The organism is Thermus hydrothermalis, assembly GCF_022760925.1.
Classification (GTDB): Bacteria; Deinococcota; Deinococci; order Deinococcales; family Thermaceae; genus Thermus; species Thermus hydrothermalis.
In genome coordinates, this window is the sequence record NZ_JAKTNT010000003.1 from 17,957 (window position 1) to 30,889 (window position 12,933).

At 66.3% G+C, this 12,933-nt stretch carries 24 protein-coding genes; all 24 read left to right on the forward strand.

From position 1 onward, the window contains the following. The 24 genes from L0C60_RS02360 to L0C60_RS02470 all read left to right on the forward strand — a co-directional run bounded on the left by L0C60_RS02360 (position 1) and on the right by L0C60_RS02470 (position 12,888). Positions 1 to 987 (forward strand): phosphoadenosine phosphosulfate reductase domain-containing protein, encoded by a 987-nt coding sequence (locus L0C60_RS02360; RefSeq protein WP_243092452.1) that lies wholly within the window; start codon positions 1 to 3, stop codon positions 985 to 987. An 82-nt stretch (positions 988 to 1,069) separates the two neighbouring features. Then, a complete protein-coding gene (locus L0C60_RS02365; RefSeq protein ID WP_243091289.1) occupies positions 1,070 to 1,351 on the forward strand; it encodes a hypothetical protein in 282 nt (93 codons plus the stop codon). 102 nt (positions 1,352 to 1,453) lie between these two features. Then, complete coding sequence (locus L0C60_RS02370) at positions 1,454 to 2,017, forward strand: hypothetical protein (RefSeq protein ID WP_243092453.1); 564 nt, start codon at positions 1,454 to 1,456, stop codon at positions 2,015 to 2,017. 46 nt (positions 2,018 to 2,063) lie between these two features. After that, positions 2,064 to 2,459 (forward strand): hypothetical protein, encoded by a 396-nt coding sequence (locus L0C60_RS12765; protein WP_124105043.1) that lies wholly within the window; start codon positions 2,064 to 2,066, stop codon positions 2,457 to 2,459. After that, positions 2,374 to 2,892, forward strand: coding sequence for a hypothetical protein (locus L0C60_RS02380; RefSeq protein ID WP_243092454.1), 519 nt, complete (start codon positions 2,374 to 2,376; stop codon positions 2,890 to 2,892). Before L0C60_RS12765 ends, L0C60_RS02380 begins: the two co-directional genes overlap by 86 nt. Continuing rightward, the gene (locus L0C60_RS02385; RefSeq protein ID WP_243092455.1) at positions 2,885 to 3,475 is read left to right on the forward strand and encodes a M23 family metallopeptidase; all 591 of its coding nucleotides are present in this window, start codon (positions 2,885 to 2,887) and stop codon (positions 3,473 to 3,475) included. Before L0C60_RS02380 ends, L0C60_RS02385 begins: the two co-directional genes overlap by 8 nt. Then, positions 3,472 to 3,675, forward strand: a complete 204-nt coding sequence (locus L0C60_RS02390; protein ID WP_243092456.1) for a hypothetical protein — start codon at positions 3,472 to 3,474, stop codon at positions 3,673 to 3,675. The genes L0C60_RS02385 and L0C60_RS02390 overlap by 4 nt, the downstream gene beginning before the upstream one ends. After that, positions 3,675 to 3,863, forward strand: coding sequence for a hypothetical protein (locus L0C60_RS02395; protein WP_126164509.1), 189 nt, complete (start codon positions 3,675 to 3,677; stop codon positions 3,861 to 3,863). The genes L0C60_RS02390 and L0C60_RS02395 overlap by 1 nt, the downstream gene beginning before the upstream one ends. After that, a complete protein-coding gene (locus tag L0C60_RS02400; RefSeq protein WP_243092457.1) occupies positions 3,864 to 4,544 on the forward strand; it encodes an AAA family ATPase in 681 nt (226 codons plus the stop codon). It abuts the gene before it with no gap. 134 nt (positions 4,545 to 4,678) lie between these two features. Further along, entirely contained in the window at positions 4,679 to 5,095 is a 417-nt protein-coding gene (locus L0C60_RS02405; RefSeq protein WP_243092458.1) for a hypothetical protein, read from the forward strand. Between the two features lie 11 nt (positions 5,096 to 5,106). Next, the gene (locus L0C60_RS02410) at positions 5,107 to 5,622 is read left to right on the forward strand and encodes a hypothetical protein (protein ID WP_243092459.1); all 516 of its coding nucleotides are present in this window, start codon (positions 5,107 to 5,109) and stop codon (positions 5,620 to 5,622) included. 8 nt (positions 5,623 to 5,630) lie between these two features. Continuing rightward, the gene (locus tag L0C60_RS02415; RefSeq protein ID WP_243092460.1) at positions 5,631 to 6,515 is read left to right on the forward strand and encodes a hypothetical protein; all 885 of its coding nucleotides are present in this window, start codon (positions 5,631 to 5,633) and stop codon (positions 6,513 to 6,515) included. 12 nt (positions 6,516 to 6,527) lie between these two features. Next, entirely contained in the window at positions 6,528 to 6,932 is a 405-nt protein-coding gene (locus L0C60_RS02420; RefSeq protein ID WP_243092461.1) for a hypothetical protein, read from the forward strand. A gap of 6 nt (positions 6,933 to 6,938) precedes the next feature. Continuing rightward, positions 6,939 to 7,295, forward strand: coding sequence for a hypothetical protein (locus L0C60_RS02425; protein WP_243092462.1), 357 nt, complete (start codon positions 6,939 to 6,941; stop codon positions 7,293 to 7,295). An 8-nt stretch (positions 7,296 to 7,303) separates the two neighbouring features. Beyond that, a complete protein-coding gene (locus L0C60_RS02430; protein WP_243092463.1) occupies positions 7,304 to 7,936 on the forward strand; it encodes a hypothetical protein in 633 nt (210 codons plus the stop codon). Next, complete coding sequence (locus L0C60_RS02435) at positions 7,936 to 8,160, forward strand: hypothetical protein (protein WP_243092464.1); 225 nt, start codon at positions 7,936 to 7,938, stop codon at positions 8,158 to 8,160. Before L0C60_RS02430 ends, L0C60_RS02435 begins: the two co-directional genes overlap by 1 nt. Continuing rightward, on the forward strand, positions 8,150 to 8,452 hold the full coding sequence (locus tag L0C60_RS02440; protein ID WP_243092465.1) for a hypothetical protein: 303 nt from the start codon (positions 8,150 to 8,152) through the stop codon (positions 8,450 to 8,452). The genes L0C60_RS02435 and L0C60_RS02440 overlap by 11 nt, the downstream gene beginning before the upstream one ends. Positions 8,453 to 8,465: 13 nt before the next feature. Next, the gene (locus tag L0C60_RS02445) at positions 8,466 to 8,699 is read left to right on the forward strand and encodes a hypothetical protein (RefSeq protein ID WP_243092466.1); all 234 of its coding nucleotides are present in this window, start codon (positions 8,466 to 8,468) and stop codon (positions 8,697 to 8,699) included. Then, the gene (locus tag L0C60_RS02450) at positions 8,696 to 9,124 is read left to right on the forward strand and encodes a hypothetical protein (RefSeq protein WP_243092467.1); all 429 of its coding nucleotides are present in this window, start codon (positions 8,696 to 8,698) and stop codon (positions 9,122 to 9,124) included. Before L0C60_RS02445 ends, L0C60_RS02450 begins: the two co-directional genes overlap by 4 nt. Continuing rightward, positions 9,121 to 9,246 carry a hypothetical protein gene (locus tag L0C60_RS12770; RefSeq protein WP_256464041.1) on the forward strand — a complete coding sequence of 42 codons (126 nt, stop codon included), beginning with the start codon at positions 9,121 to 9,123 and terminating at the stop codon, positions 9,244 to 9,246. Before L0C60_RS02450 ends, L0C60_RS12770 begins: the two co-directional genes overlap by 4 nt. A 1-nt stretch (position 9,247) precedes the next feature. Then, positions 9,248 to 9,433, forward strand: a complete 186-nt coding sequence (locus tag L0C60_RS02455) for a hypothetical protein (RefSeq protein ID WP_243092468.1) — start codon at positions 9,248 to 9,250, stop codon at positions 9,431 to 9,433. Continuing rightward, a complete protein-coding gene (locus tag L0C60_RS02460) occupies positions 9,412 to 9,864 on the forward strand; it encodes a hypothetical protein (RefSeq protein ID WP_243092469.1) in 453 nt (150 codons plus the stop codon). Before L0C60_RS02455 ends, L0C60_RS02460 begins: the two co-directional genes overlap by 22 nt. A gap of 814 nt (positions 9,865 to 10,678) precedes the next feature. Further along, entirely contained in the window at positions 10,679 to 11,776 is a 1,098-nt protein-coding gene (locus L0C60_RS02465) for a hypothetical protein (protein ID WP_243092470.1), read from the forward strand. An 11-nt stretch (positions 11,777 to 11,787) separates the two neighbouring features. Beyond that, complete coding sequence (locus L0C60_RS02470; RefSeq protein ID WP_243092471.1) at positions 11,788 to 12,888, forward strand: hypothetical protein; 1,101 nt, start codon at positions 11,788 to 11,790, stop codon at positions 12,886 to 12,888. Positions 12,889 to 12,933 lie beyond the last annotated feature (45 nt).

The window sequence follows — 12,933 nt, forward strand, 5'->3', positions numbered from 1 at the left end:
ATGATTTCCTGGCATGCCGATTTCGCTCCGGACCTCAAGGAGGCCGTGGCCTTGGCCGAGCGCGCCCTCGAGGCCGCCCTCGCCCAGGGGGCCGAGACCTTCGTCCTCACCTACTCGGGGGGCAAGGACTCCACCGCCACCACCGTCCTCACCCTGGAGTGGTGGAAGCGCAAGGGGAAGCCCGTGGAGATCCACGTGGTCTACGCCGACACGGGGCTGGAGATCCCCACCCTCCACGCCCAGGCCCTGGCCTTCCTGGAGGCGGTGAAGAGGCTCCACCCCGGGGTCCACGTTCACACCGCCCGCCCCCGCCCCGAGGAGAGCTTCTGGGTCCAAATCATCGGCAAGGGCTACCCCCCGCCCCACAACCGCTTCCGCTGGTGCACCCGCAGGTTGAAGATCGCCCCCATGGACCGCCTGGTCCAGAGCCTTCCCGGGAAGAAGGCCATCCTCACGGGGGTGCGCTTCGGGGAGTCGGACGCCCGGGACCAGAGGCTCATTCTCTCTTGCTCCCGGGGCGGGGAGTGCGGCCAGGGGGTGCTCTTCCAGGAGGCCAAGCGCCTGAATGCCCTCTACGTGGCCCCCATCGCCTTCTGGCGGGAGTGCTTCGTGTGGGACTACCTGAACTTCGTGGCCCCCTCCCTGGGCTACCCCACGGAGGACCTGGAGGCGGTCTACGGGGGCCGGGACACCCGCTTCGGGTGCTGGACCTGCACCGTGGTGCGGCGGGACAAGGCCATGGCGCGGGCCCTGGAGAACGGCCACGCCCACCTCCTCCCCCTCTACGAGTTCCGGGAGTGGCTTTGGGCGTGGACCCGGGATCCCCGGACCCGGGAGAAGCGGAAGGACGGCAAGCCCGGGAGGCTCACCCTGGAGGCCAGGCGGGAGGTGTACCGGAGGTTGAAGGAGGTGGAGGCGAAGCTCGGGATGGAGTTCCTCACTTCCGAGGAGGAGGCTTTTTTGAGAGATAGGATGGAGGAATCATGACACCTAGCCAGAAAGCCTTTGGGTTGGCCCTACTTGTGGGCATCGTGGCCTTGACACCTAGAGGCGTGCTATGATGCGGGGGATGGAACTCAAAAAAGGGCGCCCCGGTAGGCGTATCCTGGCCCTCGCCACCCGCAAGCGGAACCCGGTGCCGATTGAGTCTCAGCCGCTGGAAAACCTCCTCTACGCCCTTCTGGGAAGCCCAGTGGCCGCCCGGTCCATCTCCGAGGCCCTGGAGGGGGACATCCGCAACCTCCACGGCTGGGACATCCAGGACCTCATGGCCCTGCCCGGGGTGGGGGAGGGGGTGGCGGGCCGCCTCGCGGCCCTGGTGGAGCTGGTGAGGAGGCTCGTGAAGCGGTAAGGTTCACTTCGCCCGGGCAGTTCGCCCTGGCGTTCCGGCCCGCCGCTTCGCCCTGGCGGGCCGGGCTTTTTTTTGCCCGCCTCTGGACGGCAGGCTGAGGGCATGGCCTATCAGCGGGTGCCCGTGGACCCCAACGCCCCGTTGAAATCGGGCAAGACCTACGAGATCGTGGCGGCCCACAAAGGGGGGGACGTTTCCCGGGTCACGCGGGCCGATTTGGAGCGGGCCCTGCAGGCCAAGTACGGCCCTGGGGTCCGGGTGTTGGACTGGGGGAAGCGGGGGAATGACCTGGTGATCCGGTTGAAGGTGGAGGCCACGTCTTCCTCCGCCGGAACCTCTGACCCCTGGGCCGTGCCTCCCGCCTACGGGGGGGCGGGATGCGGGTCCACCAAGTGCCCCCAGCCCATGGGCTACATGGGCGGGGGGGACATCTACCCGGCCTTCCTGCCCGCCCTGGCCCTCAGCGCCGCCGCGGTCATCGCCGTCCTCTATCTGGTGTGGCGGATCGTGGCCGAGCTGAAGGAGGCGGTGGAGCTGGTGCCGGCCCCGGCCCGGGAGGCCGCCGTGGCGGGCGCGGGGGTGGGCGTGGGGGCCCTCGGGCTGGCCGCCCTGGGTGTGGTGGCCCTGGCCCTTGTTGGTGGAAGGAGAAGGAGGGCGTATGCCTAAGCGGAAAACCAGGAAGACCAAGAAGAAGCGCTCTCGGAGGTAGACCATGCTCCGGCTCAAGCTCCCGGAGGAGGTCGTAGGCGAGAAGGCCGTCCTGGAGGAGGAGGGGGAGGCCAAAGAGGTGAAGGCCGTCCCCCTCCAGGGGCCTTTAGACCCCATTCTGGAGGCCGCCGTGGAGTCCCAGCCCCGGGTGGCCGGGCCTAAAGAGGCCTCGCAGGAGCCTACCGGGCCGGAACCCGAGCCCGAGGAGCCCCCCAGGGGCGCCCCTAAGAAGAACCCCTTCGGCTTCCTCGCGGCCCTGGGGGCCGGGGCCCTGGTCCTCCTGGGCGTGGCCCTGGCCGGAAAGGGAGGTGCGAGTGCAAGCGGTAGTGGAGGAACAGGCGCAAACCCCACCCCCACCGCCCCCGGTGGAGGAAGCGGAAGCGGCCCCGTCATCTGGTAGCTGGGAGCCCCTAGGCGAGGAGGACCTAGGGGACTTCTCCGAGCTTCCGCCGGCGGAGCCTCCCGTGATCCCCTTCACCGGGGAGGAGATCGCGGGCGGGGCGGCGTTTTTGCTCATGCTCGGGGTGCGGGTCCAGTCGGAGGAGGAAAAGGCCGCGTTTCTGCGGGCTTGGCAGGGGGCCCTCTTCGGCCTCATGCCCCCGGCCCAAGTGCTGGACGTCCTGAAGGTCGGGGAGGCCCTGGCCCAGTACGGCATCGGGAAGAACCGCGTTCCGGGCATGGGGAGCGTGGAGAACCTTCCCCCGTGGCTGCGGATCCTCCTGGGCGGTGGAGTGCTGGCTATAGCGGCGTACGGAGGTGTGCGTGCGGTTATGGATGTACGGGCTAGGGGGGCTATTCCTGCTCCTGCTTCTGGGGAGGAGGTTCATGCCTGAGAACGTCCCCCGCTCTGGCCTTTACTACTGGCCCATCAACCCCAGGAAGGCCAGGCCAGATGTGCGTTACTTGGACCCTGACTACTACCTGGGCGTGAAGAGGCCGGATGGGAGTTGGCTGGTCCCCCCGGGCTACTGGCACACGGGGGTGGACCTGAACGGGCCCGGCGGCGGGGATACGGACTGCGGCCAGCCCGTGCACGCCATGACGGACGGGCGGGTTGTGATCGCCGGCCGCTTCCCCGTGTGGGGCGGCATGGTGGTCCTTTGGCATCCCAGCGCCGGGGTGTGGACCCGCTACGGCCATCTGCGGGACATCCTGGTGCGCCCCGGGGACGTGGTGACGGCGGGCCAGCAGATCGGCACCATCGGCAAGATGGCCGTAGGGGGCTACTGCCACCTGCACTTTGACGTTTTCGTCAGGGTGCCCCCGGCCTCTGAAGGCGGATGGCTCTTCTTCCCCAGGGGAGGGGAGGAGGCCAGGCATAAGGTGCTCACCTACCTCGTGGACCCCGTGGCTTTTTTGGCCAAGCAGGCCCAGGCCGGCAGGCTTCGGGAGCCCCCTGCCTGGAGGACGGCATGAGGGAAGCGTGGATCCGGGACGCCGTCAAGCGCCCCGGACGCCTCCGGGCCTACGTGCGGCGGGTGTACGGAGAGGAGGGCTTTACGAAACGGGGGACGATCCGCGTGGAGGTCCTGCGGGAGCTGGCCAAGCGTAGAGACGGCATTGGGCAGGCGGCCAGACTGGCGTTGCGCCTGCGGGAGTTCCGAAAGGAGGAGTGATGGAGTTCGCCAAGGAGAACGCTTTTCCCCTTGCGGTCCTGGTGGGAGGCCTCTACCTGGGCCTCGGACGGTTGAAAAACCTCCGGGAGGGCAAGGGCTGCCCCAAGTGCGAGACCGCCCAGGCCGTGGTGGCCCTCGCCCTGGCCGCGTGGGCCGGGTGGGAGCTGTGGCAGGCCTACCAGGGCTAGATGGGCGGCAGGCAGACCTTCCGCATCCTCATCGTAGGGAAATCCGGGTCGGGTAAGTCCACCCTGGCCCGGCAGATCGTGCGGGGCATGGAGGGCCGCTTCCGCCGCCTCGTCATCGTCAACCGCAAGACGGAGTTCGGTGAGCTGGCGGAGGCCCGCTACCGCGTGGGCGAGGACGGGGACCCCTGGGCTGTTTTGAAGCGCCACCGCAGGGTCCACTTCCACGTCACCGGCTACGACCCCCGCCCCTTCCTTGACGCTTTGGGCCAGGCCATCATGCGCCTGCGGGACGTCCTTTTGCTCCTTGACGAGGCCCATCACTTCTTCCCGAGGGGCCAGGTGCCCAAGGGGCTATTTGAGGTTTTGACGGGTGGAAGGGAGCACGGGCATTCGGCCATCTTTGTCACCCAGATGCTCCAGGCCGCCACCGGGGGCATAGACCCCGGGGTTCGCCGTCAGGCCTCTCACCTGGTGGCCTTCCGCCTCACGGAACCCCGGGAGGTCCAGGCCCTGGCGGATATGTTCCCTGAGCTGGGGGAGCGGGTTCGTGCCTTGCGGCGCCCCGATGACGGCCTGCCCCCGGAGTACGGGGTGAAGGACCTGGACCGGGACCGGGCGGGCCTGGTCCTCCGGGACCCGAGGGCCCCACAAAGGCGGGTTTTCGTGCCCCTGGACGGCTAAGGGGCACTTCGCCCGGGCGAAGTGCCCGGGCGAAGCGGCCCAAAACTCCCAAGCGCCCCGGCGTATCTCCGGGGCGCTTCGCTCTTTATTCCCCCATCGCCCCCCGCCTACCGTGGGCGGCAGAAGGAGGGCGAATGGCGGATACGGCGGCAATCGCGGCGCAGGACATGCGCAAGCTGGCCTCCACCTCTAACCCCCTGGAGGTCATTCAAAACCCCATCGTGGTCAGCGTGAGCGTGGGGGTGCTGGGGGGGTATCTGGCCAGGAAGGCGCTTTATTCCTCTAGAAGGGATTTATTTGGCTGGGCGGCAAAGGGCCCTGATGGGCGTATCCACTACTACGCTGTGGGGCCCGATGGCAAGCCGGATACCTCCAAGGAGGTGCCCAACGCCCGGACCAACCGGGTGTTGCTCAACTTGGGTGGGGTCATCCTCGGTTCCCTGCTCATCAATAACAAACTCACCGATGACCCCATGGTGGACTACATCGGCTTAGGCGTGGCGGCCGGTTCCTTCGCGAACCTGGTCATGGCGATTTTGGACATTGACTAAGGAGGTAAAGGATGCAGGAGGCTTTTGAGCGGATCAAGCGGCTTCGGCCCGGGGCCCGTCCCATCACCATCCTGAGGAGCGGCCCCGAGTTCCAGGCGTACGGCGGCAGGCAGAGAATAAAGGTGGGCGAGTTCGTGGTGCCCTCGGGGGCCACTTGGGTCTTTCCCAACCCCGTCCCCGTGGTCCTCAAGCTCTACGATTCCGGCGGCAACCAGCTGCCCCACACCACGGACGTCTTTTTTGCCCGGCGCACCAAGGGCTTTGACTTCCCCGAGTTTTTGGTCAAGGCCCAGTACGCTTCGTACTACGACCTCTCCGAGGCCCAGCAGCGGGACGCCAAGTTCTACCAGAACATCCTGCAGACCGCGAGCCCACTTTACGCCCCTACCCCGCCCCAGGGCATCGTGCTGCGGGAGGGGGACACCCTGGAGATCTACGTGGAGACCGACCCCGGCATCACCGTGAACCTCAACGACTCCCGCACCCGCATTGAGCTGCCCGTGGGCGTGGACAACTCCAACGTGTAGGAGGGACTATGGCGCTCTTGGATAGCCTTCGCAACGCGGTTCGGAGGGGCCTCGGGGTGTTCCAGGACGCCCCAGCTCCTTCCCCTACTCCTCAGCCCCAGCCCCAGCCCCAGCCCCAGCCGGCGCGGCCCGCTCCGGCGGCGGTCCAGGCCTCGGGGTGGCAGTTCGCGTGGATTGACAACGAGGACTTTGACGCCACCGGCCTGGCCTACCGCCCCAATGAGTATTTCGCCCTGGCCCAGATGCGCACCCCGGACACGGCCCACTTCCGCATCCTGGCCGGGGAGCGCCGCCTGAGGATCTATCTAAGGGGGCAGGCCGTTTTCGCCGGCCAAAACCTGGCTTCGGCCCAGGCCCGCACCGTCACTCTGCCGTACCTCATTCAGACCAAGCAGGCGGCCCCCACCCTGCCTTCCACCTACCACCCGGACGTGGCCGTCTGGGCCAAGGTGGGCGGGGTGTGGCAGCGGTGCCAGATTGACAACGTGGACTACAACAACCAGCAGGTGACCTTCGTGGAGCCCGCCGGCGTCACCGGCACCCAGGACATTGAGGTCTACTACACCCACGCTGACGGGCAGTTCCGCCTCCGGGTGGCCCGGGACGCGGGCGGGGTGGACGACTCCATCGCTACAGTGTTCAATCAAAGCTTTAGCACAATGCACAGCGTGGACCAGAACAACCTGGAGACCATGCTGGCCTGGCCGCAGCAGGTGGAGCTGGTGCCGGGCACCCGCCTCCTTTTGGAGGTTTATACCACCCAGGTGCCCATGGTCTGGAACGAGCGGGCCGGCCACTACATCCAGATCGCCGCCATGGGCCGGCGGGTGGAGGTGCTGGACAAGGGCCGCCTCTTGCGCCTGGCTGAGCTGGAGAACCGGGGCGGCCTCTGAGGGGGGTGAGCCATGCCGTTCGGCCTCTCCGAGTCCTACTTCCCCAGCCTTTCGGGGTACACACCCCCCTACACCCTCTTGGACTCCGGGGGTTCGGGGTCCTCTGGGTTCGGCCTTTCCTACTCCTACACCATGCCCCTCACGGGGGGCGTCCCCGGGAGCGCCGGGGACACCCCCCTCTGGGCCCAGATCCTGAGCGGGCTGGGTCAACTCTCTAGCTTCATTGACCCCTACATCTTGACTGAGCAGGAGCGCCTGCAGTACCAGCTGCAGCTCGCCCAGGCCCAGGCGGAAGCGGCCCGGGCTGCGGCCCAGCCCACGGGCGTGCAGGTTCAGCCGGCGGGACCCTCTGCGTGGGTCTGGGTACTGGGGGGGCTCTTGGTGCTTCTCCTCGTGGTGATTCTGCTGAAGGAGTGAGGTGGAATGGAGCCCCTTCTGGGATTTTTTGGAAACGTGCTGGGCGGCTTCTTCGGGTTTTTGGGGGCCGACCGGCAGGCCCGGGCCGTGGAGGAAGTGGCCCAATCCCGGGAACGCTCCATCAGAAATCTTGTGGACGCCGCCATCGTGCAGTGGCACGAGCTGGGCAGGATCGTGGAGGCCCAGGTGGGGGCCGTCCGTGACACAACCTATTGGCAGCAGGAAACCCAGCGCACCAGGATTTACTACAACTACAAGGCCCTTCAGGCCTCCCAGGGCCTCCTCCTCCTTGGGGCGGGGGCGGGCCTGGTAGGCCTCGCCGTGTGGCTGGGATCCCGAGAGGAAAAGGGGGTGAAAGCGTGAGGTGGCCCGTGGTGGCGGGGCTGGCCGGTCTGGGGCTGGGGGCGGTGGGGGTCTACTACCTCTCCCGGTCCCGGCCAAAGGCAGAGGAGAAGGCGGTGGACTCGGTGGCGGCCGATCTGCCTCAGCACCCCGGGGTGAAGCAGAGTGACAACCGGGCCAGTTTCTGCCAGCTCTTAAGCGACTACCGCATGCGGCTCAAGCAGCAGCAAGACCTCCTCGCCGATGCTGAGGCCAAAATGCGGCAGATTGAGCGGCAGGCGGAAGAGGTTTGCCGCGTCTACGCCCAGGATCCCACCTTTAAATACAACTGCAACGGGTGGCCGGTCTGCTCCTGGAACGAGTGGTACACGGTTTCCGGCACCACCACAAACCAGCAGGCGAACAGCGCATGCCTCACGCATCTCAAAACCGGCTCTGGCCTATCGCTGCGCATCCACGAGCTGAAGCCCGGAGGGGCCTGGGACGACACGTGGGAAGACGTAAAGCGGATCAACGCCCAGATCGCTGACGCTTACCAGCAGATCCAGTCCTTGCGGGTCCAATATGCGCGGGCGCAGGACCAGGCCAATGCCGCCCGGGCGGCCATCGCGGACCTGGAGCGCCGGATCTCCGATCTAGAGGCTCAGGGGGTGTTCTGCTGATGGAGTGGAAGGACGTCCTGGACATGGGCCTGGGGGCAGTGGCCTTTGTGGCGTTCCTCAAGCTCGTGTTCAGGGACATGGCCGAGATGCGGGAACGCCTCTCCCGCATAGAGGAGAACGGCCGCCGGCAGGCCTACTACCTTTCCCGGGTTGTGAATGCCATGGAAGCCCAGGCCTACCGGCAGGGCCTGCGGCTCAGGGAGGTGAAAGAGGATGGAAAGTAGAGCGCTTTTGCTGGCCCTTTTGGGCTTTGGCGTGGCCGGCTATCTGGCGTATCAGCTGACCAAGGGGCAGGGGCAGGCTACCGCCGGGCAGACGCCGAAGCAGTCGGAAGCTCCCCCGGCCCAGACCGAAACCCCTCCCGTGGTGGTGGACGACTTCGGCGGGCAGCCGCCCTTTGGGCTGGGCGGTTTGGGGCAGGACGCCCTTTGCCGGGTGGCCCCCAGTCTCTGCGGCTGGCACAACCCGGCCTATGTGGGCAGGCCCGCCCCTCTGCCCGTGGTGCCCCTCTGGTGAGGTGAGGTGACGGATGCAGGGCGCTTGGATCGTGGCGGTGGCGGTGGCGGCCGGGGCGTACGCGGGGTACGCCCTGGCCCGGCGGGGAAGGGGGGAAGCTCAGGGCGGGCAGTCTTCCCAGGGTTCCCCCCCTTCCGATCGGATCTGCCCGCAGGTGCTGGCCACGTGCCAGGACGGCTCTATTGCCCCCACCCCCTGCGACTGCGAGGGTAGGGGTGGGGTGAAGCGCTTGGGGGTGATGGTGTGAACCTGCATGACCTTCTTCCTGAGGGCCAGGTCTGGCTTGTGTGGCTCGTTCAGGCCCTCCTCGCGGCCGGGCTCATCGCCCTTCTCTCGGGGCTCATCGTGCGGGCGGTTTCCGCCATCCCCGTGGTGGGGCCCGTCCTCGCGGCGGCCATCCGCTTGGTTTTCAGCAACTATGAGAAGTGGCTTTCTGAGAGAGTGCCACGGCTGGCTGAGCAGGCGGTCCTGGCCACCGAGGAGCGCTGGCGGAAGGTGGGGACCCAGTACGACCCTTCCGCCCGAGCGGAAGCCAAACTCCGGGAGGCCATGGAGGCCTTGCAGCAGATGGCCCCCGGCCTGCCTCGGGACATCGCCCAGCGGCAGATTGAGGCCGCCCTGGCCCGCATCCGGGCTATGGGCATGGAGCAAAAGGCGGGAGGTGGACGGTGAACCTGAACTTCGGTGACGGCCTTCGCTTTGGCGCCGGCTTCGTGGTGGGTGGGGCCCTGATCTGGGTGGGCCTCCTCCTGGTCCTAGCCCTGGTGGGGGCCCTGGTGGGGAAGAAGGAGTAGCATGCAGGTGTCCTTCTGGCAGTCCTACAAGCAGGGCGTGGGCATCGCCCTCGGGGTGGCCACGGTGTACCTGGTCCTGGTGGCCCTCCTGGGGGCCTTTGTGGTGCGGCCCGCCCTTGAAAACCTGGGCAAGGGCGGCCAGGCTGGGGGGCAAGGAGGAGGGACATGCTCAACCTCTTGGGCATAAAGCAAGAAGATTTGGCGGCTTTGCCTGCCCGCCTGCAGGAGGCCATGGGCGAGATGCGGGCAGATATGGCGTGCTTGAAGGACCAGCTGGCCGCCATCCAACGCATCCTTGAATACGAGTTTGGCCGCCCTAAACGGGACGTGCTGGGCCATGACCCGGCCCGGCTTCCCCTCATCGCCCAGATCGCTCCCGAGGTGGGGCGGGTGGCGATGGTGGACGTGACCGGTCTTCTTGGCAAGCCTGCCACGAGGGGGCACCTGGTCAACATCGGGGATGCCAAAGCCGCCCTGTGGTTCCGCTACGGCTCTGGGCGGGTGGGGCCCTATGTGCTCATGCCCGCCGCCGCCCTAGACCTCACCTTCCTAGTGGAGGCTTTGGAGGTTTCGGACGTTGGTGAAGGGCCCGTGGCCGTGCAGATCCTGATGCAGTAGGAGGAGGTATGGAGGCGAAGCATGTGCTGGCAGCGCTGGTGCTAGGAGGCGGAGCGGCTGCGGTTTGGGCTCTGCGTCAGCAGAGGCGTGGGGATTCTGCCCCTCAGCCCGCTCCTGCTACGGCCCCTCAACCTACTGCCCCTCAACCCGTCTTTATTCCTCAGCCTCCCGCTGTTATCTCGGTGGACCTCGAGGACTGGCGGCGGAAGCTCATAGAGGATTTGCGGCAGGACCTGCAGGCGGCGATACCTAAACCTCAGCCTGAGCCTGCCCCCGCCCCCGCTCCTTCCACGGCCCCTCAGCCCATTACGCCTCCCGCCCCCTTGACGGAGGACTGGCGCAAGCAGCTCCTTGAGGAGTTAAGGGCCCTCATTCCCAAGCCCCAGCCTGCGCCTGAGCCTGCCCCCGCTCCTTCCACGGCTCCTCAGCCCTCCCAGCCTGTTGCGTCTCAGCCTGAGCCCACTAGCACGAGCACCTTGGACCAGGCCATAGCCGCCACTGCGCCATCGTGCGCTGATGAGCTGCCCCGCATACGTGAGGAGCGGGCCCGGATATGGGAGGAGGCCGCTGCCGTGGCCACCGGGTACTCTCCTGGTGCCTTGTATTTTGACGAGGCCACTAACACCGTGCGCCACGTCAGCGATGGGCGAATTGTTTTGAACCTCCCCTACTGGGGGCTGACACGCTACATACGTGGCGAAGTGGAAAAAATCTGGGGCTGCGTCAACGGAGAGTGCAAGACCCATTACGACTTAATGAGCCAGTACGAGCCCTACCGGCAGAGGTACTTGGACACCCTGAGGCGTGAGCGTCTATGCCGCTGAAGGCGCAGGTTTACCGTAGAGGAACCACATACGCGCCGGAGCTGCGCCTGGCCCCCGGCCCCCGGAGCATGGGGGACACTGGGGACGGCTCCTATGCCACCCTCTACGGCTACGCCTGGGCCGGCCTCTTGGACCGCGTGGAGCGGCGCTTCCGCCTCTTCCAGGCCCAGGTGCCCGGGGAAGGCCCCTGGCCCTTGAACGACCCCCGGGGGCCTGAGGTGGCCGTGTGGGTGGAGGTGGAGGTGCCTCCCCTTCCCCACCCCGTGGAGGAGATCCGCCACTTGGCCCTGGCCTTTGACCAGGCCGCCCGGCACGTGGTGGCCTACGAGCGGGAGGAGGAGGTATGGGTGCGGCAGTGGGATCCTGTGACCCAAACCTTTGTTCAGCGCGGCCCCTTCCCGGGCGTGGACCCTGTCTTAATCCAGGACGCCACCGTGGGCTACTACCCGCCGGACTCGGACGTGCTTCTCTTCCACCTGTCTCCCGACCGCACGAGTCTGGTCATGCGGGTTCAGCGGGAGCTGTACGCCACAGCCCACACTATTCAGATTTTTGACCAGCCCGTGGTGCTGGACCAGGCCGTGGCCCTGCCCTACCAGGTGGAGCTCTTGGGGAGCCTGGTCAGCGCCCTAGACGCCACCGGCTACGTCCTAAGGTCCGAGATATATCCCGTGCGGGTGGAAGATGCCTTAGGCCAGGCCGCCCTCGCCGCCCCCACGCAGGGGGCCTACATCCCCATCGTCATCATCCAAGATGTTGGAACGGATGCTTTGGGCCAGGCCAGCCTCAGCGCCCCTACTGAAGGAGCCTACATCCCCATCGTCATTACCTTGGACCTGGGCACCGATGGTTTGGGCACCGCTTCGCTGAGCGCCCCCACTACAGGAGCTTTCGTGCCCGTGGTCCTGGTCTACGACCTGGGGGTGGACGCCATCGGCCAGGCCGCCCTAAGTGCCCCCACCACGGGAAGCTACTACCTGGCGGTGGTTGTGGTGGACACTACAACGCAACCCGGCTACACCAGTCCTGACCTGTTGGGTACGGCCACCCTTTCCGCTCCTACCACGGGGAGCTACGAACCAGCGTGAGGAGGTGTCAGATGAGCAAGCTCTGGAAGCCCGATGATGCTGGCAAGGTTGTCCCGGTTGTCTCGGTGGTGCGCGTGCGTCCACTCCTCCCGCCGCCACCGCAAGCGGGCGTGCGGCTCCAGCCTCAGCACTTGCATTGGCAAGTCGGACGCTACAAGGAGGACCTCAGCTTCGGCCCCGGCGGGCGCGGCAGGCGCAAGCGCTGGGTGGTGGACATGGAGGCGGAGCAGCACAACATCGTGCTCAACAATGCCTATGAGCTCATGGCCGTCCACGGCATAACCCTCTTGACGCGCTATGCAGTCGTCGGTACTGGCTCTACACCTCCGGACCCTAGCCAGCTGGCGTTGGCAAACGAAGTGGCGCGGACCATCAGGAACGACACAGGGTCCACCTCTGGGACGTTCTCCTATACCAGGGTTGCGAACGGCGTTTACGAACAAACCGTTGTGCGGGAGTTCTTGGAAACGGAGGTTGGCAACCGGAACCTGACGGAGTGGGGTTTCAGCCCGGTAGGTACCGCAGGGGGCAACCTGATGAGCCGCGAGCTGTTCCGGGACGGGAACGGCAACCCGATTGTGATTTCCCTTGCCTCCGACCAGCGCCTTCGCCTTATCTACAAAACCCGAATCACCCTTTCGCCAGTAGTTCCAGTTCCGGTGTCCATAAACATCAGCGGCATCGGAATAAGGAGCGGCCTCGCGGTTTTGACGCTATCCGCGGGGGGCGGTTGGGCGCCGTTCCCGGATTTGGTAACTGTTGAGGTTGCCATGACGGGCCAAGTCGTAAACAGCATGGGCGACCCTTCATGGGACAAGAAAGTCTATCTGCTCTCCGTTACCATGGAGACTGCTTATGCTAGCACAACAACATCCAGTCCACTCGCGAATAAATGGCCTGGCGTCAAGGAGTACACCCCAAACTCCCGGCGGAGGCAAACGAACCCGGTTACTTTCTTCAGCAACGAAGGCAATGGTACCATACGCACCATCGGGCTCGGGCCGGCGTGGGGCGGCGGTTTTCGCTTTGTCCTCAACTCTGGCCAGGAGATTACAAAGACGAACCTCTACAAGCTGACTATTGGCGAGTTCACCATTACCTGGGGACCGTGATGATCCCAAGCGGATGGGCCAACAGGGCTTTCACCCTTCCACCAC